Here is a 25,063-nt window from a genome sequence, read left to right as displayed (position 1 = left end):
TATAGTGATTAGAACGGCTGCCGTCAAGCAACTTGCCCGCTGCAATCATGATTAATGATAAGGCTGTCTAAACGACATTGCCCAATGCCTAACCCCCGCACCCCGTAGGGTCGCCCCCTGGGGCGTTCACAGCACCGCGCATAGTAAAAATTGTCAAAAAAAACACCTGCCTATGCCCCATCCCCCATTCCCAACCGCCCGACGAGTTGGCTTACATAGCGGTAGCTCTTTTCAACAGCCGCCAGCATGTCTGTCGCGCAGCGATCCAACTCCACAATCAAGGCGGAAACTTGCCTGCCAGCAAGGATCGCGGGAAAATTCATCACCCCATCGCCCACCGCCACCATTGGCTGATCGAGTTCGGTTGAGCCATCCTTGATATGCAGCAGAGCGGTACGATCCCCAAGCGCATCCAACAGGGCAATCACATTTACGCCAGCAGTCTGTACCCAATAGGTATCCACTTCAAAGAGGATTGCCGGATCGAGGCGCTCTTTCATGTGCAACAGGGGCAGCCGCCCATCGGGGAGGGAAAGGCACTCGAAATGGTGGTTGTGGTATGCCAATGTCAGCCCCGCCGCAGCCAACTGCGCATGGCTGCGGTTCAACTGCTCGCAAATGCGCTCTACGCCATCGAGGGTGGTGAAGTGTTCGGCGGGATACCAGGGATGGACAATCGTTTTCGCCCCAAACGCGGCGGCGCTTTCGACAACCTGTGCCAGTTTGCTCGCATCGTCAGGATCAACCGCCGCATGAAGGCTGACCACCTGAATTCCTAACTCCTTGAAAAGGACGGCGGCACGGGCGGGCGATTCGCCGTAGACACCCGCCGTCTCCACAGCGCGGTAGCCATAACTGGCGATGGTGCGGATCGTCCCCTCGAAGTCGGCGCTGAGGCGATCACGGACGGAATAAAGCTGCAAGGCAATGGGGGCGTGCATCGAATCATAACGCATGGCGGGACGTTCCTTAGACTCAGGTGGGCAAGGGAAACAGGCAGAGTATCCCTTGCCTTGTGCGCCCTTGCCACACCAATTTCTAAAAGGGCGGGCGTAGGGGGCGTCCCTACGGGGTGCGACGGATCATCAGTCGTCCCACCGCCCATACAACAATCAAAACCGCCAGTGCCGTGCCACTGAGGATACCCCCCACCTGAAAGGGACGGGACTCATAGCGAAAGAGGACGGTATGCCTGCCAGCGGGGAGCGCCACCGCCCGAAATGCCCCGTTCGCCCGCTGGATAGGTGTGGGGTGATCATCGACCCACGCCGCCCACCCCGGATAATCGGTATCGGCAAGGATCAGCCAGCCCCCGTCGGGGGAGTCGGCGGTGATCGTCAGCGCCAACGGCGTTTCAGTGATGATCGCGGCACTACCATAGCCGACAGGGGGCAACCGATCCTCGGTGGGGTTGCCGCGAGGGACGATCCAAAGGCGCTCCCCGCCAAGTCCGGCGAGGGGTTCTAGTTGCTCGCGCTGTGCTGGATCGTTGAACTGTGCCATGAAGGTTTCGTGCCACGAGGGGCGGAGGGGATCGAAATTGTTGAGCAGGGGGTGGCGATCCAGAAGATTCAGGTTGGGAAGTCCTGCCCCTCGGTAGGCGTCTAGGCTCTCGGCGGCGCTCACGGCGCTGTAATTATCAAGACGTAGGTAGGTATCAAACTGAGTCGCCCTGATGTCCGCTTCAAGCCAAACGCCCCGCCCCTCGCTCGTGTTGGGACGGGGGGAGTAAAAGGCGGCGGCGGTGGTTGGGTTTGCCCCCCAATTTGCCCAGACGAGATCAACGGCAAGCAGCACCAAAACGCCCCACCGCCAGCGCTGCTGCGCCTGCTCCGGCGCAGCGGGGAGGGGCTGCGCCACAAAGACAAGCGAGCCAACGGCAACTGCCGCTCCCAACCCAAACACACCCATCGCAATATCCGCCGCGAAGCCGCTGAGGGCGGCAAGGCTGGCGGCAATCAGGCTGATGAGCGCCATCCCTAGCCCCAAGACGACGCCCAAGCGCCCCCAAAAGCGGACGCGCCGCCCGCCCTTTAAGGGGGCGAGCGCAGCGATCATGACAAGGGCAAAGACGGTTAGCAAAAGCCAGCGGGCAGGTGCTTGAAACAGGCTAAAGGTTGGCACATGGCGATATAAAAAGGGAAACGCGGGGGTGAACTGTCCCAATGCCAAGAGGAACGAGAGCGCGGCGACGCCCCCGAAAAAGAGACGAAGGGCGTCTTTGCCATCTCCCGCCGCCTGTTTAGGACGCCGCCCCCCGCGCCATACCGTTCGCCACATGGTTCGCCAACCAATGACAAGGATGAGCAGCATCGGAAAGACGCCGATATAGGCGGCAACCTCGAAAAATGCCCCGCCGATCTTGTAAACACCTTTCCCGGGATTCCCGTAAAAATCGGGGTAGAGGAGGGTGAATATCTGAAAAGGGGAGAATGAAAAGTTGAGGGCGAATGCCTCGGTGACGCCCTCCGCCCGTTGGGAAAGCCGCTGCAACTCCGCAGTGGGGAGCAGCTGCGCTCCAGCGATGCCCACTGCCAGCGCCACCGCGCCGCCGCAGAGGGTGAGGCGTCGAAGGGGGCGTCGCTCAAGGGGTGTTCGCCAGAGGGCATAACCGCCCGCCAAGAGCAGCCCATAGAACGCCCATTGGGCGTGTCCGGCAAGCAGCATGAATGCCGCGCTGAGCGCCAGCCCACACCATGCGCTGAGGCGGGTTTGCGGCGTTTCCTCGCTGAGGACGCCCTCAACGCAGAGCATCAGCCAGGGCAGCCACGCAGCAACCTCCAGCATGGGGATCGTCCCCAAGCGGGTGATCAGCGCCGTGCTGAGCGGGAAGGCTAACGTGGCTATGCCGCGCCCTAAGGGGGCTGCGCCAAGTCGTCCGGCAAAGCGCCACATCCCAAGCGCCGCCCAAAGGGTATGTCCGATCCCTATCCACCCCATCAGGCGGGGGTCGGGAATGAGCAGATGCAGCCAATGAGGGGGGTAGAGCAAGGCGCTTTGATAGTTTGCCAAGAGCGGCGCCCCCGCCCCATTGTAGGGATTCCACAGGGGCAGGCGTCCGGCGAGGACTTCGCTAAAGCCGAATTCGCGCCAGGGGTAAAATTGGAGGGAGGGTAGCCCCCAATACAGCACCTCACCAAGCAGCAGGCGGTGAAAGAGGACGATCAGGGCGGCGAGAAAGACGCCAACAGTGACGAACCGATCCCGCTTTTCCGATGGTAAGCCGTTCATGATGATGTGTTCCCTGTTCCGCTTCCAGCGAAGGCACAGCCTGCTCTCGTTCCGGCACAATCGTACCCTAGCACCCCCATAGGGGCGACCCCACCATTGAGCATGGGGCTATCGCTCACCTTTGGAGCTTGGAAAGGCAATGCGCCCTAATCTGGGTAAAGCAAGACGGGGTTACTCTCATCACGGATTGCCAAACTAACAAGATGTTCCCCTTCATAAAAGGCTGCCCCTTGTGACAACCCAATGACATAGCCTTCCTCATCGGCACAAATCACCCCCGCCTCACTCGTCAGCGGACGCCCCCAAATATCGGTCAGAACTGCCACTGGATCGCCCACCCGCAGAAACACGCCGGGGCGAATCAGAAAGCGGACGATTCCCGTATGGGGTACATGGATGGCTTGCGTGCGGCGCACGGAGTAATCAAGGGCGAGCGGGGTAATGCCCGTCAGAGTTTCCCGTGCGCCGCCAAGAATACCCATCTGGCGCATCACGTTGCGAGTGCCGGCAGCGGCGGCATCGGCAATAATTGGATCAATCGTCAGATAGCCGCCCATCTCGGCGGTGAAGGCGGGAATTCGCCCCACTTGGAGGGCAGCCCCACTTACCGAGCGATGCAGGCTCTTGCGCAGGTAGGAGCGAGAGGCAAATTCATTGATGGCAGTGAAACCAAAGGCTTGAATAAGGGCTTCAGTTTGATTCCAAAGCGTTTGTGCCGCGCCTTTATCGCTCTCATCGTCTTTGAAATAGTAGACAGGATCACGAAAGACAAAAGGGATCGATTGGATAGAGTAATTGTGAAAGTCGATCAAGGCGGACGCTGTTGCTTTAATCACCTCAAAAAGACGGGCGTAAGCGCCTTCTAAAAGATGAAGCGAGTCTTCATCTTCGGCGGGGGGGGTGTGGCGCGGTTCGGGAAAAAGACGGTTGGGGTCTTGCCGTTTTTGATAATAGGCGTAGCGCTCGCCAACCCGTAAGCCGGCGGGGTTCAAGGTGGGAATAAAGACGACTGCCCCACTGATCTGCTTGGGAAGCTCGGGCGTCAGAAGGCGCTGGATGATCCCCAAGGCGGTGTATTCATCGCCATGAATACCGCCTGTCACCCACAGAATCGGGCCGGGCTGTTCCCCCTGCGCAATGACGACGGGAAACACCTCCGTCCCGCCGCTAGGAAGGTCTAAGGCGCGAAACTCCCCATAAGCATAGCTGCCGGGGGCGCTTTTCGCCGTTCCAATGGTGATTCCCTCTGCGTCAATGAGAGGTCGTAATGCGGTCACTCGATTTTTTCTCCTACTCCACCTGTCTCTGGAAATTATATATAATATATATATAAATAACGGGAAAGGCGAAACGAGGCGACTCCATGACCGAGAGCGGAAATCATGTCCAACTGCGGGAACGGGTGGCAGATGCCATTCGGCGGATGATTGCAGAGGGTCGCCTACGAGGGGGAACATGGATTCGGCAAGACCCTCTAGCACGAGAGCTAGGGACGAGTTTTACACCGGTTCGGGAGGCGCTGAAACAGCTTGAGGCAGAAGGCTTGGTAGAACATATCCCCTATCGTGGGGTGCGGGTCGTCGAGTTCACCATGGAAGATTTACTTGATATTTACACGATGCGAATCGACTTGGAGGGTTTGGCGGCGGCGACAGCGGCGACGCGCATCACGCCAATAGAAATTACCCAATTACGCACACTCCATGAGCAGATGACTGCCCTTTCGGGACGTGAGAGCCTGCCAGAGGTGCGCCAACTGAACCAGCGTTTTCATTTGGGAATTGTCGAAGCTTCTGGACGAAAGTACCTGATCCGCACTATGCGGGCGATTTGGACGTGGTTTCCGACTATGTTGTGGAGTCAGTACCTGCCGATGGAGAGTGATCCGCCAGACCGCGAACAAAAAGACAATGCCGAACATCAAGGCATTCTGGCAGCGCTTGCCCACAACGATCCAGCCAACGCCGAACGGTTGATGAAAGAGCATATTGACCGCAGCCGCCAAACCTTGATGGAGTTTCTCGCCCGTCGTGAGACTGCTTCGTAGCGTAAAAACACGTCAGAGGTTACACCATCGGGCTAGAAATAACCCCCACTGAGCTTGACTATACTTCCCTAGCACTCTCTCCGTACACAGAGAGAGAAGGCATTCACCCCCTTCCCCTACCAGCGAGGAAAGGAGACGGGGGTTAGAGGTTCTTCTAGAAATCTTTGAGGTTAGGAACTAAATAGGATTTGCCGTCACCGCCACCAGTAGATCAACGCAGGCTTGCACATCCCGCACATCCACTGTCTCGCTCGTCGTGTGGACAAAGCGCGAGGGAATCGAGATCGTCCCACTGGGAACACCCCCACCCGTCACCTGAATTGCCGCTGCATCCGTTGAACCAACGGTCAGCACTTCCAATTGATAGGGGATGCCCCCTTCTTCGGCACGGCGAATGAACAAATCACGCACGGAGACGGGGACAATATGCCCCACGTCAAAGACCTTGATTGATGCACCACCACCCATCCGCGCTGATGAGCCGCGCCCTTGCTTAGGCAGGTGTCCACAGCTTGTCACGTCAAGGGCAATGCCCAAATCAGGCATGATCCCAAATGCCCCCACCCGCGCCCCACGAATCCCCACTTCCTCTTGGGTGGTAAAGACGAAGTAAAGTTCATTGGGGACGGTCTTTCCTTTCAACGCCCGCATCGCTTGAATTGCTACAACACAGCCGATGCGGTCATCCAAACTTTTGGCGATCACCCGTGTCCCATTGACATCCATCGTTCGCCAGAGCGTCGCCATGTCCCCAACCTGTACCTGTGGTACGCCCGACCCATCACTGAAATCGATGAAAAATTCAGCGAGGGGAGGGACGGTGATCCGTCCGAAGTTCAAGCCATCGTCCAAGCCGATCACACCGATCATCCCGTTTTCATGACGGACACGGTTTCCGTGCAGGGTGTTCGTCAACAAGCCGCCAACATTCACAAAGCGGGCAAAGCCTTTGCTATCGACATGGCTGATAATCATCCCGATCTCGTCCATATGGGCGGCAACCATAATCTTCTTGCCGCCTTCGCCCGCCCGTCCCATCCGACAGATTAGGTTTCCGGCGGTATCCACCCGCATTTCATCAGCAAGGTCGCTCACATAGCCTTCAATCAATGCCCGCACGCCTTGTTCCCGTCCAGAGGGACCCCACGCTTCGACAAGGCTGCGAATTAAGTTAAGATCAATCGTCATTGGGTTACTCTTTCAAGGACTCGGCGGTCAACGTGCGAAGGGCGGTACGCAAAAGGTGAACAGCAGCGTCCATATCACGGCTGTCGATCAAGCCGTTTGGACTCTGCGGATAGCGAATGGGAATTGCTACGGCCATCGTGGGCGTCCCTGTTGGGCTGTTGGCAACGCTTTGAATCTCACTAAAAGTCGTGTGGGCTGCCTCCGCTTGAACAGCGATCCCGTTTGTGAGCGCCGTTTGGCGAAGGTGTGTTCCCAGTGGGCGGCTAGTGATGATCCAACTCTCTTTTCCCACCAAGATAACGCCCCCCCCAAGCCGCAGACGGGGGGCGTTCTCATCATCCGGCGTGGCGTCTTCCTCGGCGGGAAAATCGTTACATGCCGATCCCCGCAGGATGATCGCTGCATCAGGGCGGTAACGTTGTGTTGCCACCTTTGCCCCCCGTCCATAAACGTGTGCCTGAACGGTGAAAGCGGCGATCAGATCAACGGGCAGTGGCTCACCCGCCAGTAGTTCAAGCAAGATGGCGCATCCGGCACGGCTTTCAAACGCCTTCCCTCGGATCACCGTCTCGCCAAGTTCCGCATAATCGCCCACAAAAGCGATTCGGTCTCCCGCCTTCGCGCTTCCCGATCCCAAATCCACCGTAATTCCATCGGGGTCAGGTGGGCTTCCCTCCCCATGTGTTTTATGAATCGGCACATGCAGGATGACACCCGGTGTTTTCGCACCACTCACAGCAACCCGCTTCGCTGCGGCAAAACGCATGTCATGCCCGCCTATGGGTTTCACATCGCAGAGTCCAGCATCGCAGCTTGTGACCATGAAGCCTGTCTCGTCCATATGAGCGGCGATCATCACCTTTAGCGCTGAGTCGCCCGTCCCTTTTTTCACTGCTGTCAGGTTGCCCAGTGCGTCAATCGTGTAGGAATCGACATGGGGCGTGATCCACTCGCGGATCAAGGTGCGTACTTCCGCCTCGTCCCCACTCACGGCAAGCGCTTCGGAAAGCGCCTTGAGATGCGTTTTTAGGTCGCTCATGAGGGGTTTTCTTCTTTCGCTTTTTCCCAAACGATGGTCGCCATAAACTCAGGCGTTAGCCCGCAGACGAATTCTGCCAGTAAGCGCCCCAAGCGCGTCACATCGGTCAGATGAACAGTTTCAATTGCCGTGTGCATGTTCCGAATGGGGAGGTTTAACAGCGCCGTTGGGACGCCCTCTCCGGCAACCTGTACGTCCCACGCATCCGTTCCGCTGTGCATAGGCAGAGGGTCTACGGGCAGTTCCATCTCTAGGCGCTTTGCCGCCTCTCGGATCGCTTCGTATAGGGCGGGATGAAAGTTTGCCCCCAAGCTGATCGGCACACCCGCACCTAGCTTGAATGCCCCCTCCCCAATGACCCCAGGTTGGGTGGCAAAGGTGACATCAAGGGCAATCCCAATATCCGGTTTTAGATGGGCGGTTTCCACCACCATCGCATTTGCCCCAACTTCCTCCTGAACGGCAGCAACGGCAAGGACATCCCATTCATGCAAGCGGCGCGAAAGGTGATCGAGCATCACAGTGATCGCCGCAAGGCAGGCGCGATCATCCATTGCCTTACCGCTCAAAAGGTTTTCCCCAAGCGAAAATGGCGTCTGTTCAAGGGTGACCAGATCACCAATTCGCACCAGCGCTGCGACGTCCGCCGCCGGTAGCCCCGTGTCGATGTACAGTTCATCAAGGGTGGGAAAACGTTTGCGGGCATCGATGGGGAGCGCCCATGACGGTGGCGCACCGATCACCGCTGGAAGCGTCTGCCGTCCGTGAACGAGGACGGAACTCCCAGGCAGCGTGCTTGGGTCAATACCCCCTAAGGAGACGACCTGTAGAAAACCATCGCGCACCTTGCGGACAAGCATCCCGATCTCATCCATGTGGGCGGTGATCAACACACGGCGACGCGGCGTTTCCGCCGTCTCTGTCTGTGTGCCGCGCCGTAGAGCGGTCAGCGCCCCTAAAGGGCTTATCGTCAGCGAGTCGGCATAAGGTGTCCACGCCTCACGCAATGCCTGGGCGACGGGCATTTCAAATCCCGACGGCGCGTGGAGCGTGATCAGCGTTTTCAAATGCTCAGATACATCAAAAGGCATAAACCCTACTTTCAAAAGACAAAAAACAGGTCTTTAGGAACATTGTACCAACCGGCAATGATTTGCGGGAACATGAAACGAGGGCGGTTTGAAATGGGACGAGAATGGGTGGACGGGGTTTGTCTGGAGGGCGCAGGACTTAAGGTCACCGTGCTGGGGGTGATCCGCTCTATTGGGGCTTAAAACAGAATACAGGTGCGGCAGAGAAAATTCATTTCCCCTCTCCATTGTGGAGAGGGGCGAGGCGTATTTAGGCGTTCTGATTGCCCCTCTCTTTGCCAGAGAGAGTGTTAACGATGGGCGCTGTGATTATTGAACAAATGTCCCAATGGGTCCCTCAGGATCGACAATCCCCATCTGCGCCAAGTCAAAGTAGGGAATCACCACCGTCAACGGACCCACCGCGTGCGGTGCAACCTGATAGTCGTCAAAGTTAATTTGCAGCCCCTCCCCCGTCAGATTCCAACTCCGGTAATTTTCCGCTTTGGGTTCTGCCCCATCGGGAAACACTAAGAAATCCTGTGCCTTGAGATCATTTTGGCAAAACGCAGCTATCTGCTGAAGGTAATCACTCTTGGCGATGAATAGATCACTCAGCGCCAACGCTTTGTCCAGCGTTTGGCTATAGGTGAGGGTACGGCTAAAACTGGAAGGGTGCGCTGCCCCCGCATAGTAGTAGCCAAAAGTGAGTTTGACACTGAGCAGATCAGCCGCCCAATACAGATTCTCCGTTGTCAATTGGAAAAAACTGCCGCTGGAAACATCTGTCAGTGGGATGTTGGTGTCGTTTTCGGCCAGACTCTGGCTAAACGCGCTGAATGATTCCGTGATCAACCCATTGATCGCCGTGTTGAAACCATTCACCCCGTCGCCATCAATCAAATTGGGAAATTCCATCCGAAAACGAGCGCGAGGTGGGGCATCCATCTGGACGGTGATTTTTAAGTAGGTCGGACCCTCGGCATCCGGTGCAGGGATAACAATCTCCGTCGTTACGAACGAGGTTGGATCATCGGCGCGGGCAACAGGGACAACGCCTAAGACACACACCGCGCACAGCAGAACAAGAATCAAAGCAAGCCGTTTCATCAGAAAAAATCCTTTCAACAAACAATCATCACCCAACAGGGCAATCTTCTTGTGGGCAAATCACCCCGACCAATCACGCATATAGAGAAAATCATGCCCAATGCTGCGGCGGCTTAGCTTTGCCACATTCGGCATCGTCCGCTTGAAATGATTCAGCCGTACCCGCCGCCACACCTTCGCCACGAACGCTTGATCATAGCCCTGTTCGGCTATCTCCTCCACGCTGTAACGTCCCTCAACCAGCAAATAGAGAACCTTATCCACTTCAGCATAGGTGTAGCCAAGCTCACCCTCATCGGTTTGCCCTAACCATAAATCCGCCGAGGGGGGTTTCGTCAGAATAGAGGCAGGGATGTTCATCGCCGCGGAAAGCTGCCGAATCTGGGTCTTGTACAAATCCTCAATCGGTTGAAGGGCGGCGGCGCTGTCGCCATAAAGTGTGGTGTAGCCGAGGAGTGCCTCGGTTTTGTTGCTTGTCCCAATGACCAACCCTCGCCATGCAGCGGATTGATCGTAGAGGACGATCATCCGCATCCGCGCCATGATATTGCCCTTCCGCAGCCCGTCCATATCGGAAAAGCGGGCGATCAAGGGATCGACCATAGGCGAAATATCCACTGTGTCAGCAGGCGTCCCCAGTTGGTCAATCAATGTCTGGGCATCGATCAGGCTGCCCTCCGAGGAGGTCTTATAGGGCATCCGTATACACAGGACATTTTCCGCCCCAAGCGCCTCCACCGCCAACGCCGCCGAAAGCGCCGAATCAATTCCCCCTGAAAGCCCGATCACTGCTTTGGAGAATCCCACTTTCCTCACCGCATCGCGGATGAATTCAACAAGCACCTGATGGGCGAGATCGGTGTTGATCGCCAGCATCTCCCCCACATCGGGCTTGACGCTTTTTCCGATAATAACTCTTATCATTTCTTCTATCCCTTTGACGGACACACTCACGCCTAAAGCCTAATCCCATTTGGAACGAAGGGCTAATCTGGCTTCAGGTAGTAGGTCATGTGTTGCAGGTGCATCACCGGATCGATGTACTCCACGTAGGCATCGGACGGCACGACGAGCGTAATCGGCGCGTAATTCAAAATGGCGCGAACCCCCGACTCAATCAATGTATCGCATACCGCTTGAGCGCTTTCGGCAGGGACGGCAAGCATAGCAATCTTGATCTTGTGCCTTCGCACAAACTCCGCCATGCTGTCAATGGGCATCACTTGCCATTCGCTGTTGCCTGTCCCCAGCTTCGTTGGGTCGTTATCAAAGACACCCACAACGCGAAACCCGCGTGCGGCAAAACCCCGATAGTGTGCCAGCGCCCGCCCCAGATCACCTGCCCCAACGATCACCATCCCCCACTCATGATTCACCTGCAAAATCTGTTTTAATTGGGCAATCAGATGGGTGATCTGGTAGCCCGTCCCTTGTTTGCCAAATTCCCCAAAGTGGGAGAGGTCTTTGCGGATTTGTGCTGAGCTAATGCCAAGCCGCTGCCCTAATTCGTGGGACGAGGTAATCTGCTGTCCGGCGCTCTGCATCTGCGTCAGTGCCCGGAGGTAAATCGGCAAGCGCCCGATCACAATATCGGGAATATCAGCAAATTTCGTTGGCGTGGCCATATGCTTTTGCCTTTACCATGTGATGGTTCGTTTCGGGTTGGGGAACGTTTCGTTCGTTAAATGCTGCGCATTGTGCGCGAAAAGTTGTATTTGTGAAACGACGTACATAGTGTACCATGCACAAATGTGCCGATCAAATGGGAGCGGATTTTTCCCCCGCTTTGCGTTATCCTAAGGGATCGGGTTTTAGGTTGGGTTAGACGCTTGAGGGGCAATGCCAAAACGTACAGACATTCACACGATCCTTGTGATCGGTTCAGGTCCGATTGTGATCGGGCAAGGCTGCGAGTTTGACTACAGTGGGGTACAGGCGTGCAAAGCACTCCGGCGCGAAGGCTACCGTGTCATTTTGATCAACAGCAATCCGGCAACGATCATGACCGATCCCGATTTTGCCGATGTCACCTACATTGAACCGCTCACCCCCGATGTTTTACGCCTGATCATCGAACAAGAAAAGCCAGACGCCATCCTCCCCACAATGGGCGGGCAAACGGGGCTAAATCTGGCAATGGCGCTCTTTCGTGATGGAACACTCAATACCTATGGAATCGAGATGATCGGGGCGACGGCGGAAGCGATTGATATTGCCGAAGATCGAGATCGCTTTCGAGGGGCAATAGCGGAAATCGGCTTGAACATGCCCGCCAGCCGCGCTGTGACAAGCGTTGAGGAGGCCTTGGCGTTTGCCGAGGGGGTGGGTTACCCCGTCTTGGTGCGGGCGTCCTTCACCTTAGGCGGGACAGGCAGCGGGATTGCCGAAAACGCCGCAGACCTGCACCGCCTTGCCGATATTGGGCTGGTCGAAAGCCCCATCCACCAAATTTTGGTCGATCAATCTGTCGTCGGCTGGAAGGAATATGAGCTGGAGATCATGCGCGACAGGAAGGATAACTTCGTCGTCGTCTGCTCTATCGAAAACCTTGATGCGATGGGCGTCCACACCGGGGATAGCATCACTGTTGCCCCCATCCAAACCCTCACAGACCGCGAGATGCAGCGCCTGCGCGATATGGCACGGCTGATCATCCGCCGTGTAGGACTGGAGACGGGCGGGGCAAATGTACAGTTCGCCATCAATCCGGCGACGGGTGAGGTCTTGATTGTCGAGATGAACCCCCGTGTGTCGCGCTCCTCGGCGTTGGCAAGCAAAGCGACGGGCTTCCCCATTGCCAAGATTGCCGCGTTGGTTGCCGTTGGCTACACGCTTGATGAGATCACCAACGACATCACCCGCAAGACAAAGGCAAGTTTTGAACCCTCTCTAGATTACGTCGTGGTGAAGATTCCCCGCTGGAACTTTGAAAAGTTTCGGGGGACAGATAACACCCTCGGACCCCAAATGAAAGCAATTGGGGAAGTCATGGCGATTGGACGCACCTTCCCTGAAGCGCTCCAAAAGGCAATCAGCAGTTTAGAGATCGGCGTTTTTGGCTTTGGGGCAAAACCCAACGATGCTGCCTACAACGTTCCTCTTGCCGAGATCGCCACGCCAACGGCGCAGCGCCTTCAACAGGTTGCCCTTATGCTCCGCAATGGGACGGACGAAGCGACCATCAGCCGCTTGACCGGATACGATGCGTGGTTTGTCCAGCAGTTAGCGGCGATTGAAACGGCACGGACGGCCTTGGAATCAGCCGCACGAACGGCGGAATCGCTCATCGCGACGGAATGGCGGCGGTACAAAGAACTCGGCTTTTCAGATCGCTTTTTGGCGGCAGTCCTCAAGACCGATGAACAGACTATCCGCCGTCTGCGCCTGCCCCATGCCGTCGCCAATTTCTACCGCGTCGATACCTGCGCGGCGGAGTTTGAGGCATTCACCCCCTACCTCTACAGCACCTACGAACGCGATTGCGAAGCCGCCCCCACCGAACGCCAGAAGGTGATCATTTTAGGCGGCGGACCAAACCGCATTGGGCAAGGGATTGAGTTCGATTATTGTTGTGTCCATGCCTGCTTCGCCCTGCGCGATCTCGGCTACGAGACGATCATGATTAACTGCAACCCGGAGACGGTCAGCACCGATTACGACACGGCAGATCGGCTCTATTTTGAACCGCTCACCTTCGAGCATGTGATGAACGTCATCGAGAAAGAAAAACCCGTCGGCGTGCTGGTCGGCTTTGGTGGGCAAACCCCGCTGAACATTGCCCGCCAACTGCACGATGCTGGTGTGCCAATCTGGGGAACGCCCATTGAGGCAATCGAACGCGCCGAAGATCGCAACCTGTTCAACACCTTCATGAGCCGCATGGATATTCCGCAGCCGCTTGGCTTTACCGCGCAGAGCAAAGAAGAACTGACCGCCGCCGCCGAACGGATTGGCTACCCCGTCTTGGTGCGCCCCAGTTATGTCCTCGGCGGGCGAGGTATGGCAATCTGTTTTGACCGTCCGGCGTTGGATGCGGTCTTGGCGCAGGATGAGATTGAGTGGGATGGAAAACCCGTCCTCATCGATGAATTCCTTGACGATGCCTTTGAGGTGGATGTAGACGCTCTGTGTGATGGGGAACGCGTCGTCATTGGCGGGATCATGCAGCATATTGAGGAAGCGGGGATTCACTCCGGCGATAGCGCCTGTGTGCTGCCCCCCTACAAAATCAGCTACTACTACCTTGATCAAATCCGCGAATACACCGAGCGGATCGGCTTGGCGTTGGGCGTGCGCGGCTTGTTCAACATTCAGTTGGCAATCAAATCGGATGTCGTTTACGTCCTAGAGGTGAATCCCCGCGCCAGCCGGACGACACCGTTCGTCAGCAAGGCGACGAACATCCCCCTTGCTCGCTATGCGGCGATGATTGCCGCCGGACGGACGCTTGCCGAGATTGGCTTTACCCGTGAGCCGCTCATTGATGGCTTTTTTGTCAAAGAGGCAGTGCTGCCCTTCCGCAAGCTCACCGGCGCCGATGCTCGCTTGGGTCCTGAAATGCGCAGCACGGGCGAGGTGATGGGTCACGCCTCGTCGTTTGGACATGCCTTTGCCAAAGCGCAGATCGCGGCGGATATGACTCTCCCCATCTCAGGCGCAGCGCTGATCACGGTGAACGATTTTGATAAAAGCGCCGCCGCGAAGATCGCCCGCGATCTTCACCGGATGGGCTTCACGATCATTGCCACCAAAGGGACGGCGGCTTACTTCACCCAAGTCGGCTTGCCCGTTGAGTCTGTGGGGAAGGTGAGCGAAGGCTCAACGGCGATCTTGGATATGATCCGCGATGGGCGCATCCACATTGTGATCAACACCTCGTATGGAGGGCAAAGCCACGATGATGGAATCGCCATTCGGAACGCTGCCTACCGTTTCCGCATCCCGATCATCACCACCCTGACGGCGGCACAAGCATCTGTGTTGGGGATCACCGCCCTCCGGCGGAAGCCTCTGCGGGTGCGCAGTTTGCAACAGCACTACGCGGTGAATCGCATCGAGTGACCCCCTGCCAAAGCGCCGGGGTGAGATCAACTACCTCTGCGGGGCTTGAAGGAAAAAGTCGTCCGACCCTTTCCCTTCGCCCACAGGTAAAGGAAGAGGGAGGGGTAGGGATTCTAAATCTAAAGAGGGGTTTGAGGGGGAAGCCCCCTCTCCCTCTCGTTTTGGTATTATACTTTTCCCATGTCGCACAGCAATCGATAGACAGTTCGATTGCCAAAACATTCACAAAAACACTCAGTTTTAGGCATAGAAAAAGGCAAGGATAAACTAAAGTAATGCCTACACATACAATCCTAGCCTCCCCCTCAGACGCCGAACTTTCGGCTGCCGTTGAGGAAAATCTCTATGATCTCTTTCGGGCAATGGCTGTTAACCTACCTGAAGGGCAGCTAGACGAATCAGAGGTGCTTTGTCGTCATTTCAGCGCTCCCACAAATCCCATGTTTAAGGGTGTTTGGGGAACACGCCTCAATGCGGATCAGGCTGACCGCGCCATTGACGAAACGATTGCGTGGTTCAAGGCGCGAAATGCCCCCTTCTTCTTTTGGTGGACAAGCTCCCTAACCACCCCAGGCGATTTGGGTCTGCGTTTGACAGGGCGCGGCTTACTCTCGATGGAAGCGCAGATGGAGGCGCTGGCGCCGGGGATCAAATCGACCAGTTTGGGCGCACCGGGCATGGCTGCCGACCTTCGTCAGATGAACGAAGACGCCCTTACCCAAGTCCCATCAGGGTTTGTCATTGAGGAAGTGCAGGACGAAACCGCCCTGTACGCTTTCAAAAAGGTGTTCCTCGAAAGTTACGAAATACCCGAATGGGCAGGACAAGCATGGGTAGATGCCACCCTCCATATTGGGATCGGGCGCACCCCCTGGCGCATCTTTATTGGCAAGCTAGATGGCAAGCCCGTTGCTTCCAACATCCTCTTTAATGGGGCTGGAGTTGCTGCTGTTTATGGGGTGGGAACCATTGCCGAGGCACGCGGCAAGGGCATTGGCGGGGCGATTACGCTCAAGCCGCTGCTGGAAGCGCGTGCCGAGGGCTACCGTTACGGTGTCTTATTCGCTTCCGAGATGGGCATTCGCACCTACCAACGCATTGGCTTTCGCTTGCTGGAATTCCGCCTAAACCGCTTCTTGTGGCGGAACTCGCCCTAAGCCCGATGCGCCTCTGCCATCGTTCGGTTTGCACCGTTAAGGGAATGATGGATATTTTAACCATAAATCTTAACGGTGTTCACCTAACAGCATAAGGTGATGGTATTCAGGACATGACAGTGACTCCTTTCTCCCTATTGACCCCCTTTGCCCCTTTCACCATTGGGGCTGTTCAGATTCAAATGCCGCTGACGCTTGCCCCCATGGCAGGGCAGACGGCATACCCCCTCCGCGCCCTCTGTCGGGAGATGGGCGACTGCGGCTTGGTCTGTACCGAACTGATCAGTTCGCAGGCAATCCATTACAAAAGCAAAAAAACGAACGACATGCTCGATTGGCATCCCACAGAAAGCCCGTTCGCCGTCCAACTCTACGGGGCTGATCCAGTCATTATGGCAGAGGCGGCACGCTTCGTGGTCGATCTGGGCGCGGACATTGTGGATATCAACATGGGTTGTTGGGTGCCAAAGGTTGCCAAGACGGGCGCAGGTGCGGCGCTCTTGCGTGATGTTTGCACGGCGGCGGCGGTGGTTGAGGCGGTAGTGCGGGCGGTGAATGTCCCCGTCACGGTGAAGGTTCGCGCTGGTTGGGATGACGACACCTTGACCGCCGTCCCTTTTGCGCGAGCAGCGGAACAAGCCGGCGTCAGCGCCATTGCTGTCCATGGGCGGACGGCGCAGCAGGGCTTCAGCGGGCAGGCAAACTGGGGAATTATTGGGGAGGTGAAGGCGGCAGTAGGGATTCCGGTGATTGGGAATGGCGATGTTAAGATACCGGAGGACGCCGCCCGGATGTTCCGCCAGACGGGGTGTGATGCCGTCATGATTGGGCGGGGGGCGCTCGGCAACCCCTGGATATTCCGGCAGATTGCCCATTACATGCGGACGGGCGAACACCTCCCCCCACCAACAGCGCTCGATTTAGCGGCGGCGGCGCTTCGCCATGCGCGGTTGGCGGTGGAAACCTCGCGGATTGGCGAGCAGCGCACCGTCCATGAACTGCGCGGGCAGTTGACAAAATACCACTTAGGGACACCCCATGCCGCCCTCATGCGAGATCGGCTGATGCAGGCGGAGAACATGGCAGATGTTGTAGCGATTTTTGCCCCAGTGTTGGAGGGTGCAGCGGTGTAGGGACAGCGGAGTCTTTTCTAGCTGTCTATTTCGTCTAGTGCGTCGGGGGGACTCTCGATAATGTCGTAGAGTTCCTCAAAACTGCGCGATATATCTCTGGTGGCTATACGAAGGTGTAAGGCGGTTCGGCTCAGGGCGGCGCGATTCGTCAGAAGATGCTCGGCAGCTTTCCACTGCAAGTCTTTTTCCTTCAAACGCTGCTTATCCTCCTCGGAACAAGCCGAAAAAAGCTGGGCATAGCGCCCTTCACCGTCGCGCACGGTTTGGGTCAGTATTGCCAGCAGTTCACGGAGGCGCATGATTTGCTGACGAACTTTTTCAATGGCTTCGTAGTTTTGGTGATCAGTCACGACCCATCCACCCTTTCTGGTGTTTGAATGGACGCTACCGCCGCATGACATCCTCGTACACAGCGACGGTCTCGCGGGCGGTGCGTTCCCAACTGAACGCCGTCGCCCGCGCCAAGCCCGCCGCTCGCAGGCTGGCGTGCAGATCATCTTGAATCATCACGGCGATGATCGCCCCGCCCATTTTTCGGGCATCGTCGGGATCGACTAGATAGGCGCTTTCCCCGACGACCTCTGGGATGGAGGAGGCATTGGCAGCGACGACGGGCGTTCCCGACGCCATTGCCTCTAAGGGTGGCAAGCCAAAGCCTTCGTAACGGCTTGGGAACACAAACACCCGCGCCATACGGTAGACCGCTGGCTTATCCTCCTCTGCTACCGCCCCAATCCAACGCACCCATTGATCCAATCCGGGGCGGGCAGCGATTTCCGCTGGAAGGTCAGGGAAGCGGGCGGATCCCCATTGTGTCGGCGGGCTTCCGGCAAGGATGAGCGGGTACTGATCGCCCGCAGACGGACCCACAAAGGTATAGCCGGCAATTAGCGCACGGACATTTTTCCGAATGTCGTAGCCGCCCAAGTAGAGGGCATAACCTTCTTTAGGGAGGGTGTATTTGACACGAATTGCCTCGTCGCGCTCTGCCCCTAGTTTGGGATGGAACATCTCTCCGGCAGCAAGGGGGATCGCTGTGATCTGCTCAGCGGGGACGCCGATATATGCCATGATTTCCGATTTGGAAAAGGTGGAGTCGGTCAGGATATGTCCGGCACCCTTTGCGCTGGCGCGGACAAGGCTGAAGTAAAACGACCCACTCAGCCCACCACGATAGACGGGGAGGCTGAGCGGGATCACATCATGCACGGTGACGATCAGCCGCGCCGGACTGCTGAGCGGTGCGCCCCAATAGGGGACATGGGCAATATCGGCGCGGAGGCGGCGCACAGCCGCGGGATATGCCCGTTGTTCAAACAGCACCTTCCCTAGCTGCCCGCGCCCTATCTTTAGGGCGACAGTGTTCACCTCAGTGGGGACATCGGCTGAACGCTCCCCCGGTAGGACGAGGCTGAGCCGCAGCGCGGGGTGAAAGCGCCGCAGCGCCGCGACAAGCGCCCGGAGGTATTGCCCGCTTCCAGAGTAGGGCTGATTCCAAAACCAAGCATTAAAGGCGATATGCAAGGGATGCGCTACCAATCCGATTCGGCGTTTTTGAATTCATCTTTGATCACGGTGCGCACGTATGCCCCGTCCGTTGTTGAGATCACTAGATACCATTGCTGCCCGGCAAGGATAGTGTAGACAATGTAATTACCATCCGGCGAGAACTGCGGCTCGTAATTATACAGATCGTTAAAGGTAATGCGCCGCACATTCGATCCATCGCTGTTCATGATGTAAATGTCGGAGCGTCCATCCCGCTTGGAAGAAAAGACAATCTGCGATCCATCCGGGGAATACGATGGCGTTTCGGCATCGCGCATGATCAGTTGCGGCTGTGCATTGGGATCATAAGCGGAGATGGTGTAGATACTCCCCACCCCATCGGGGCGGGCGACGTAAGCAATTGTCTGACCATCGGGCGACCATACGGCAAAGCCAGCGGTGTTCCCTGTCTTTGTCAACTGGCGGTACTCTGTCCCCCCGGCATCAATGATGTTAATCTCGCCAGAGGCTGGGTCATTCCCTAAGGTGAAGGCAATCGCCATCCCATCGGGCGACCACGAGGGCCACCATGCCCCCACACGCCCGGCAAAAACACCGCGTCGTCCTCCGCCATCGGCGTTTGCCATGTAGAGTTCCGCCCGCCCCATCCAACGCATAAAGGCAACCTTTGTATGGTCTGCCGACCACGCCGGCTGTGCCGAGTCGGGTGGTTGAATGCGCGTTAGACCCGTCCCATCGGGGTTGATGGTGAATAAGGCGTTAACGCCCTCCCGATCCGAGGTGAACACGATTTTATCGGTGGGCAAGGGCGGCGGCGCGGTGGGTGTGAAGGTGAGCGTAGGCGTGGGCGTGAAGGTCTCTGTCGGGGTATTCGATGGTGTGAAGGTAGGCGTTGGGGTCAATGTGTTTGTCGGGGTGGGGGTGAAGGTGGGCGTTGCCGTCCAAAGCGTTGCCGTACTTGTCAGGTCAAGGAAGATCACCGCTTGCGCCGTCTGAAAAAGTTCCGTCAGACGGATCACTTGGGCGGTGTCGGTCTGATGCGCCGCCGCTTGGGTAGCAGTTTGCCCACTCTGCGCGGCGAAGGTTTCGTTGGCATGGGCTGCTGCCGTCCCCGTCAGGTTGGGGGTTATCGTCGGTGTTTCGGTGGGCGTAAAGGTGGCGGTGGGAGTCTCCGTCGGCGTGACCGATGATGTGAGGGTGAGTGTTGGAGTCTCGCTAGGGACAAAGGCGGCGGTTGCTGTTTCCCACGCCGCCACCGCCGTTTGTGTTTGCCAGCGGTAAACAGCTTCGATGGCATTGTTATTGTTGTTTATGACGAATAATCCCACCACTGCAATCACGGCAATAGCAGCGACGGCGGCAAGGATCAAAGGCAGCGGTGAACCTCCGCGCTTTGCCACTACCTCGTCATCAGCGGTGGGCATGGCTGGCGCTGGACCGCGCAATGACGTTGCTGCGCCCATTTGCCCTAATGCAGTTTGAGAAAGGTTGCTGGTGATCTGGCGGACCCCTGTTGCCCCTACCGCGCCAAAAGTTTCAAGGATTGCTTCTGTTGTCTCATGGGCAGAGGCATAGCGATCTTCTTTGTGTTTTGCCAGCGCCCGCGTCATAACCTCATTAAGGGCTGGCGGCAGACTCGTATTCAGCGATTGAATCGGGATGGGCGGCTCGTTAACATGCTTGAACATGAAAACGTGCTGTGTGTCGGCGTCAAAAGGCATCCGCCCGGCAAGCAGTTCGTAGATCATGATCCCAAAGGCATATAAATCGGTGCGGGCGTCTACAGGCTGTCCTACCCATTGTTCAGGCGCCATGTAAGCCGCCGTCCCCATCGCCGTTCCGGGTTGGGTAAGCGTCATTGAGGAAACATCGACCAATTTGGCGATTCCGAAATCGGTGAGGAAGGCATTCCCTTGCTCGTCAAGAAGGACATTTGCTGGTTTCAAATCGCGGTGGATCACCCCGCGCATATGGGCGTAATCAAGGGCGTCCCCAATCTGCCGGATCAGACTCAGGGCGCGGGCGGCGGTGAGTTTCTCTTGGCGGAGCAGATCACCGAGGTTGCCGCCGGGCATAAGCTCGGTGACAAGGTAAATCGTATCGCCTTCTTGCCCGTAATCGAACAGCTTGACGATATGCGGGTGGCGCATGGCAGCGACAGTCTCCGCCTCGCGTTTGAAGCGCTGAATCGCCTCTGGGTCATTAGCAAGTTCTGTTTTAATGACCTTGATCGCCACTTCGCGGTTGATGTTCAACTGCTGAGCGCGATAGACGGCTGCCATCCCGCCTTTGCCAAGCAAGCCGACTATCCGATAATTCCCAATCTGCGCTCCGCTCAAATCTGACACGTCCCCGCCTCCGCTCACTTAATCTAAGATGCTGCCTGTGTGTGCCAAGACTATACGCAGAATCAGCGAAAAGGCAAAACCGCCATTGCCCAAAAACAGAAAAATCGGTTAAGGTTTGGGTGGATACCTTGAAGGGTATCTGTGAACTGTCTATGGCAAAGTGAGGCGACCATGCCCCCCAACGATCCAAACGATCCGAATAAGGATAAAAAACCGCGCCCAACCCCACTCTCGCCGCATATTAAAGGGACGGGTGGGCAGATCGAACGAGGCGCACAGGAGCGCGGCGATTCGCCATCACAGCCAACACCGCCGCCCCAACCGACCCAAATTACGCAGCCATCAACGCCGCAGCCACCCGCCCAACCACCACGCCCAGAGGCGGCGGTGACCCAACCGCACCTCCATGTGAATTATCCGCCGCCAGAACAGTACGATCCGAATCGTTACCAACAGCAGCAAATCTCCCCGCGCTATCAAGAATCCTCCGTGCCAAGTCCTTTTGGCGATCCGAACGCGCCCTACCAAAACTACCCGCCAACGCCGGGCTACGGTGGGCAGCCCGCACAGGGGAACGATGTGCCACCTATCCCGCCTGCACGGGGGTGGCTGGATAGTATGCCGCCATGGTTCCCCCGCGACCCCAACATTTTGACCCTACTGGCGGCGGGAGGGGCATTCACCACGCTGTGTGTTGTGGCGGCGTGCGTCGTCTTGTTCATTGCCGGACGCCCTCTTCCCGCTCCGGCAACGCCCACACCAGCAGTTTTTGTGACCCCCACCGATATTGTGCTGATCGTCACCTCCACGCCTGATGCGCTCGTGCCAACAACGAGTGTGAGCGATCCATCGGTCATTGGGACGGTGTTAAACCCCTACGCGAATGCCCAGTTGGAAAATATGAATGGTCTGGCGCTGGATGTCCTTGACCCGCTGAGTGGATCGTACCAGCGAACGGTGACGCTAGTGGCAAACACGCCCGAACTGCTGAAATTTGTGGAGGTGCTGAATATTGCCAACTTCATCATTGCCCGCGATACGGCGTGTCCCGATCACGTTCGGCTTTCGATCAGCCGTCCCGATGGGTCACTGGCAATTTTGGGGCTGTGCCTGAAGCAAGAAGGGGTGATTTTGCGGGGCGATGTACCGGGCTTGCGCGGGAATGATCTGCTGATGGGTCCGCTCTTTATTGATGTTCTCAAGCCCTATTTGCCAACAGTGCTGCGGGGGCTGCTGCCCTAGTTGCCGTGCCGGACATTCCTCCATATACTAATATAGAGTGTGAAGGGGTGGACATGCTGCTGGACGAACTGCGCGAAAAACTGCGCGATCCCGATCAATGGGCGCGGGTTGAAGCCTTGCGAATTTTGGCGATGGTTGAGGAAACCCGCACCCTACGCGATATTGAGCAGGTGTTCAAGAACGATCCTGAACCCGGCGTGCGCCAGATTGCCCAATGGGCGGGGCGTATTGTCTATGCTGCCCTGAAACAGCAAAGCCAAGTGGCAACAACTGCCCCTCGTGAAATGAGCGCGGCAGAAGAAGCCTTCCTCGCCAGCCTTGTGGAAAAAGATCATCGCACCTTTGGCGTGATGCAAGGGCAGCTTTTGGCACAAGAACTCTTGGACGAACTGCGCGGAGGGGCAAGCACACCCCGCCCGGCGCCCCCGCCTGTCTCGCCCGTCCCGACGATCAAAACCGGGCAGACGGGGCTGCTCAGTTCGGGCAAGCCGCGCCGCCCCCCCGTTGCCACGCGGACGAATATGACCCTTTTGGAGCTCTTGGACGCGGGACTTTCAGACGATTTTTTCGAGGGGTTGAACGATGCCTGATCTTGTGGAATTATGGACGGGAAGGCTGAGTGACCCTGAAATAGCGGTGCGTCGTGAGGCAATCCGCCAATTGGAGATGCTTGGCGATCCCGCTGCGTTGGGAAAGCTGGCGGTTTTGTTCGCCCTTGATCCCGATCTGGAGACGCGTCGCTTGGCACAGCTTGCCGGAAAAGCGATTTACCACGCACAGGAAAGACGGATGACAGAAACGCCCGCATCGGAAGAAGAACGCCGCCGCGCTGCGGATATTTTGGCGAAGGCGCAACTGAAGAAAGGAAAATAGCCTCATGGCAACGCGCCGCTTGGTGGAATACCATCTCGAACGGTTGAAGAACAAGAATCCCGATATTCGCAAAGACTCAATTGAGCAGCTTCGTTTATTGGGCGACCCTGCCGCGCTTTCTGCCCTAGAACACGTCTTTCATCATGACGAAGTGTTGGAACTGCGCCTGCTTGCCCAAGAAGCCGGACGCGAAATCTTTTTTAAACAGAATCCCTCGAAAAAGGGGTAGGCATAGGAGGGCGGTATCGAACCGCCCATAGACTATACAATCGGGTTTCTCGTCCTTATGAAAGGGTGTGCAGCGCCCCTTCCCGCAACTCCCATACCTCTCCGGCAAATGCCTCCCGAAAACGACGATCATGAGAGACGGCGATCACCGCGCCGGGGAAGGTACGAAGTGCCGCCTCGAATGATTCCAAGACATCAAAACTGATGTAGTTCGTCGGTTCGTCCACTAGCAGGAGGTTGGCGCGTTCGGCAATGGTGCGGGCGATCTGCACCTTCCGTTTTTGCCCGCTGCTGAGCGCGGCGATCCGCTTGTCGAGATCGGCATAGCGAAACAAGCCAGAGGAGAGCAAGACCGCCTTGTGCTGCTGTTCTGTTCCGAGCAGTCCGGCGCGGTAGGCGTCAAAGAGCGTCAGCGTTGGCGAGAGCGATTCACATTCCTGATCAAGGTAGCCAAGTCGTGTTTGCGGGTGGCGCGTGATGCTCCCTCTATCGGGGGGCATCACCCCCGCCAAGATGCGCAGCAAGGTTGACTTTCCCACCCCGTTTTCACCGATGATCAGAATACGTGCTTGTGTTCCCACGACGAAGGAAACATGGCGCAAGATGCACCGCCCACCAAATGCCTTCTCTACTCCAGAGACGATCAGCGGGAACTGACCAGCAAAAGCGGCGGGATCGAAATCGGCATCAAAGATCAACGGATCGGGCGGTTTGGGGACGGGATCTGCCTCAATCCGCCGCAAGCGTTCCTCCGCGTTGTGGACGCGGCGGGCGATGGTCGATTCGACATTTGCCTTTTTCCCGTTGTAGACCAATTTATCGCCATCTTTCGGGGGGCGGTTGTGGGCAACCTGCCGCGCCTCCACCTTGATTGCATGGCGGAGTTCCTTGATTTGTTCCTCTTGGCGGGCATAGTCCTCAAGCCAGCGGGCGCGTTCCAGCCGTTTTGCCTCAAGGTAGGCGTCATAGTTCCCACTGTAGCGTTTTAGGGCATGGGTGTGTTCATCAATTTCCAAAATGGCGTTCACCGTCTGGTTGAGGAAATGCCGATCATGAGAGACGATCAACATGGCACTGTGGGAGGCAGCCAGATAGCGCTCCAACCATGCCAAACTCAGCGCATCGAGATGATTCGTGGGTTCGTCTAAGAGCAGCATATCGGGCGATCCCAAAAGCAGCATCGCTAGGCGGACACGCGCTTTTTCCCCACCAGAACACGTTTCCACAAGGCGCTGGCGGGGGAGATGGGCAACGCCCAAGCCGCTCAGAACGCGCTCAATGCGGTAGGCAAGGTCATGCCCACCCGCCCATTCGTAAGCCTCTAGACATTCGGCGTAGGAATCAAGAATGGTGCTTAGGGCGGCGGGGCGCAGCGCCATCTCCCCTTCAAGCTGGCGAAGACGCTGCTCTAAGGCGCGGATGGGGGCAATGGCTGCCTCGATCACATCCCCTAGAGTCGCGCCGCCAAAGCCATCCATCGTCTGGGCGAGATAGCCGATCCGCGCCGCACGGGTGAGCGTAATCGCAGCGCTATCCGCCTCAATCTCCCCGATGAGGCACTTCAGGAGGGTTGATTTTCCGACACCGTTTGCGCCGACGAGACCGATGCGCTGCCCTGTGCCAAGCGTTAGCCCGACGGAATCAAGAACGGTGTGAACACCGTAGGATTTTGAGAGATTAGAAACAGTCAACTGCATGGCTGCTGAGTCCTTTCGCGGGTTTGGGAAGGTAGATCAGGTAAAGGAAACTGATCCCCACGAAAGGTGACCTAGCCGTATGCCGAAGGTGGCGCATCGTATGCGTGATGGGTGGGAGGCGCGAAAAGAC

Annotated in this window: 21 protein-coding genes; 8 read left to right on the top strand and 13 right to left on the bottom strand. The window is 57.1% G+C overall.

The window, feature by feature from the left end:
- Window positions 1-170 precede the first annotated feature (170 nt).
- From HS103_18370 to HS103_18360, 3 genes are all read right to left on the bottom strand, one after another.
- A complete protein-coding gene (locus HS103_18370) occupies window positions 171-956 on the bottom strand; it encodes a sugar phosphate isomerase/epimerase (GenBank protein MBE7514761.1) in 786 nt (261 codons plus the stop codon).
- Window positions 957-1,065: 109 nt separating this feature from the next.
- Window positions 1,066-3,231 (bottom strand): YfhO family protein, encoded by a 2,166-nt coding sequence (locus HS103_18365; GenBank protein MBE7514760.1) that lies wholly within the window; start codon window positions 3,229-3,231, stop codon window positions 1,066-1,068.
- Window positions 3,232-3,377: 146 nt separating this feature from the next.
- On the bottom strand, window positions 3,378-4,508 hold the full coding sequence (locus HS103_18360; GenBank protein MBE7514759.1) for a succinylglutamate desuccinylase/aspartoacylase family protein: 1,131 nt from the start codon (window positions 4,506-4,508) through the stop codon (window positions 3,378-3,380).
- 86 nt (window positions 4,509-4,594) lie between these two features.
- Between HS103_18360 and HS103_18355 the strand changes: the two genes are divergently transcribed.
- Window positions 4,595-5,278 carry a GntR family transcriptional regulator gene (locus HS103_18355; GenBank protein ID MBE7514758.1) on the top strand — a complete coding sequence of 228 codons (684 nt, stop codon included), beginning with the start codon at window positions 4,595-4,597 and terminating at the stop codon, window positions 5,276-5,278.
- A gap of 177 nt (window positions 5,279-5,455) precedes the next feature.
- On the opposite strand, the gene HS103_18350 is transcribed toward HS103_18355, so the two are convergent.
- The 6 genes from HS103_18350 to HS103_18325 form a co-directional block, all read right to left on the bottom strand.
- Window positions 5,456-6,466 (bottom strand): M20/M25/M40 family metallo-hydrolase, encoded by a 1,011-nt coding sequence (locus HS103_18350; protein MBE7514757.1) that lies wholly within the window; start codon window positions 6,464-6,466, stop codon window positions 5,456-5,458.
- Between the two features lie 4 nt (window positions 6,467-6,470).
- Window positions 6,471-7,505, bottom strand: a complete 1,035-nt coding sequence (locus HS103_18345; GenBank protein MBE7514756.1) for a hypothetical protein — start codon at window positions 7,503-7,505, stop codon at window positions 6,471-6,473.
- Window positions 7,502-8,596: a M20/M25/M40 family metallo-hydrolase gene (locus HS103_18340; protein ID MBE7514755.1), complete on the bottom strand. Its 1,095-nt coding sequence runs from the start codon at window positions 8,594-8,596 to the stop codon at window positions 7,502-7,504. Before HS103_18340 ends, HS103_18345 begins: the two co-directional genes overlap by 4 nt.
- 309 nt (window positions 8,597-8,905) lie before the next feature.
- Window positions 8,906-9,685 carry a DUF3298 domain-containing protein gene (locus tag HS103_18335; protein MBE7514754.1) on the bottom strand — a complete coding sequence of 260 codons (780 nt, stop codon included), beginning with the start codon at window positions 9,683-9,685 and terminating at the stop codon, window positions 8,906-8,908.
- 60 nt (window positions 9,686-9,745) lie between these two features.
- Window positions 9,746-10,561, bottom strand: coding sequence for an NAD+ synthase (locus HS103_18330; protein MBE7514753.1), 816 nt, complete (start codon window positions 10,559-10,561; stop codon window positions 9,746-9,748).
- 110 nt (window positions 10,562-10,671) lie between these two features.
- Window positions 10,672-11,310 carry a redox-sensing transcriptional repressor Rex gene (locus tag HS103_18325; protein ID MBE7514752.1) on the bottom strand — a complete coding sequence of 213 codons (639 nt, stop codon included), beginning with the start codon at window positions 11,308-11,310 and terminating at the stop codon, window positions 10,672-10,674.
- Window positions 11,311-11,524: 214 nt separating this feature from the next.
- Here HS103_18325 and carB point away from each other — a divergent pair, with 214 nt between their 5' ends.
- The 3 genes from carB (at window position 11,525) to dusB (ending at window position 17,036) form a co-directional block, all read left to right on the top strand.
- Window positions 11,525-14,746, top strand: a complete 3,222-nt coding sequence (carB, locus tag HS103_18320) for a carbamoyl-phosphate synthase large subunit (GenBank protein ID MBE7514751.1) — start codon at window positions 11,525-11,527, stop codon at window positions 14,744-14,746.
- 275 nt (window positions 14,747-15,021) lie between these two features.
- Window positions 15,022-15,903: a hypothetical protein gene (locus tag HS103_18315; GenBank protein ID MBE7514750.1), complete on the top strand. Its 882-nt coding sequence runs from the start codon at window positions 15,022-15,024 to the stop codon at window positions 15,901-15,903.
- Between the two features lie 113 nt (window positions 15,904-16,016).
- A complete protein-coding gene (gene dusB / locus HS103_18310) occupies window positions 16,017-17,036 on the top strand; it encodes a tRNA dihydrouridine synthase DusB (protein ID MBE7514749.1) in 1,020 nt (339 codons plus the stop codon).
- Between the two features lie 17 nt (window positions 17,037-17,053).
- Here dusB and HS103_18305 read toward each other — a convergent pair whose 3' ends face one another.
- From HS103_18305 to HS103_18295, 3 genes are read right to left on the bottom strand one after another with little or no spacing between them, the layout of a single operon-like run.
- The gene (locus tag HS103_18305) at window positions 17,054-17,386 is read right to left on the bottom strand and encodes a hypothetical protein (GenBank protein MBE7514748.1); all 333 of its coding nucleotides are present in this window, start codon (window positions 17,384-17,386) and stop codon (window positions 17,054-17,056) included.
- Window positions 17,387-17,420: 34 nt separating this feature from the next.
- Window positions 17,421-18,560, bottom strand: a complete 1,140-nt coding sequence (locus HS103_18300; protein MBE7514747.1) for a glycosyltransferase family 4 protein — start codon at window positions 18,558-18,560, stop codon at window positions 17,421-17,423.
- An 8-nt stretch (window positions 18,561-18,568) separates the two neighbouring features.
- Window positions 18,569-20,893, bottom strand: a complete 2,325-nt coding sequence (locus HS103_18295; protein ID MBE7514746.1) for a serine/threonine-protein kinase — start codon at window positions 20,891-20,893, stop codon at window positions 18,569-18,571.
- Between the two features lie 141 nt (window positions 20,894-21,034).
- On the opposite strand from HS103_18295, the gene HS103_18290 reads away from it, so the two are divergent.
- The 4 genes from HS103_18290 to HS103_18275 are packed head-to-tail and all read left to right on the top strand — an operon-like array spanning window position 21,035 to window position 23,237.
- Window positions 21,035-22,135: a hypothetical protein gene (locus HS103_18290; GenBank protein ID MBE7514745.1), complete on the top strand. Its 1,101-nt coding sequence runs from the start codon at window positions 21,035-21,037 to the stop codon at window positions 22,133-22,135.
- Between the two features lie 53 nt (window positions 22,136-22,188).
- Window positions 22,189-22,725, top strand: coding sequence for a HEAT repeat domain-containing protein (locus HS103_18285; GenBank protein MBE7514744.1), 537 nt, complete (start codon window positions 22,189-22,191; stop codon window positions 22,723-22,725).
- The gene (locus HS103_18280; protein MBE7514743.1) at window positions 22,718-23,008 is read left to right on the top strand and encodes a hypothetical protein; all 291 of its coding nucleotides are present in this window, start codon (window positions 22,718-22,720) and stop codon (window positions 23,006-23,008) included. Before HS103_18285 ends, HS103_18280 begins: the two co-directional genes overlap by 8 nt.
- A 4-nt stretch (window positions 23,009-23,012) precedes the next feature.
- The gene (locus HS103_18275; GenBank protein MBE7514742.1) at window positions 23,013-23,237 is read left to right on the top strand and encodes a HEAT repeat domain-containing protein; all 225 of its coding nucleotides are present in this window, start codon (window positions 23,013-23,015) and stop codon (window positions 23,235-23,237) included.
- A 55-nt stretch (window positions 23,238-23,292) separates the two neighbouring features.
- On the opposite strand, the gene HS103_18270 is transcribed toward HS103_18275, so the two are convergent.
- On the bottom strand, window positions 23,293-24,933 hold the full coding sequence (locus HS103_18270; protein ID MBE7514741.1) for an ABC-F family ATP-binding cassette domain-containing protein: 1,641 nt from the start codon (window positions 24,931-24,933) through the stop codon (window positions 23,293-23,295).
- Window positions 24,934-25,063 lie beyond the last annotated feature (130 nt).

The sequence above is a fragment of the Anaerolineales bacterium genome (assembly GCA_015075625.1).
GTDB lineage: Bacteria > Chloroflexota > Anaerolineae > Aggregatilineales > UBA2796 > UBA2796.
Note: the sequence above shows the minus strand (reverse complement) of the source record. Positions and strands in the feature narration are given on the sequence as shown.

Coding starts and splice junctions, on each gene's coding strand:
- HS103_18370 (MBE7514761.1), bottom strand. CDS start 956: ATGCGTTATGATTCGATGCACGCCCCCATTGCCTTGCAGCTTTATTCC.
- HS103_18365 (MBE7514760.1), bottom strand. CDS start 3,231: ATGAACGGCTTACCATCGGAAAAGCGGGATCGGTTCGTCACTGTTGGC.
- HS103_18355 (MBE7514758.1), top strand. CDS start 4,595: ATGACCGAGAGCGGAAATCATGTCCAACTGCGGGAACGGGTGGCAGAT.
- HS103_18350 (MBE7514757.1), bottom strand. CDS start 6,466: ATGACGATTGATCTTAACTTAATTCGCAGCCTTGTCGAAGCGTGGGGT.
- HS103_18345 (MBE7514756.1), bottom strand. CDS start 7,505: ATGAGCGACCTAAAAACGCATCTCAAGGCGCTTTCCGAAGCGCTTGCC.
- HS103_18340 (MBE7514755.1), bottom strand. CDS start 8,596: ATGCCTTTTGATGTATCTGAGCATTTGAAAACGCTGATCACGCTCCAC.
- HS103_18335 (MBE7514754.1), bottom strand. CDS start 9,685: ATGAAACGGCTTGCTTTGATTCTTGTTCTGCTGTGCGCGGTGTGTGTC.
- HS103_18330 (MBE7514753.1), bottom strand. CDS start 10,561: ATGCTGGCGATCAACACCGATCTCGCCCATCAGGTGCTTGTTGAATTC.
- HS103_18325 (MBE7514752.1), bottom strand. CDS start 11,310: ATGGCCACGCCAACGAAATTTGCTGATATTCCCGATATTGTGATCGGG.
- carB (MBE7514751.1), top strand. CDS start 11,525: ATGCCAAAACGTACAGACATTCACACGATCCTTGTGATCGGTTCAGGT.
- HS103_18315 (MBE7514750.1), top strand. CDS start 15,022: ATGCCTACACATACAATCCTAGCCTCCCCCTCAGACGCCGAACTTTCG.
- dusB (MBE7514749.1), top strand. CDS start 16,017: ATGACAGTGACTCCTTTCTCCCTATTGACCCCCTTTGCCCCTTTCACC.
- HS103_18285 (MBE7514744.1), top strand. CDS start 22,189: ATGCTGCTGGACGAACTGCGCGAAAAACTGCGCGATCCCGATCAATGG.
- HS103_18280 (MBE7514743.1), top strand. CDS start 22,718: ATGCCTGATCTTGTGGAATTATGGACGGGAAGGCTGAGTGACCCTGAA.
- HS103_18275 (MBE7514742.1), top strand. CDS start 23,013: ATGGCAACGCGCCGCTTGGTGGAATACCATCTCGAACGGTTGAAGAAC.
- HS103_18270 (MBE7514741.1), bottom strand. CDS start 24,933: ATGCAGTTGACTGTTTCTAATCTCTCAAAATCCTACGGTGTTCACACC.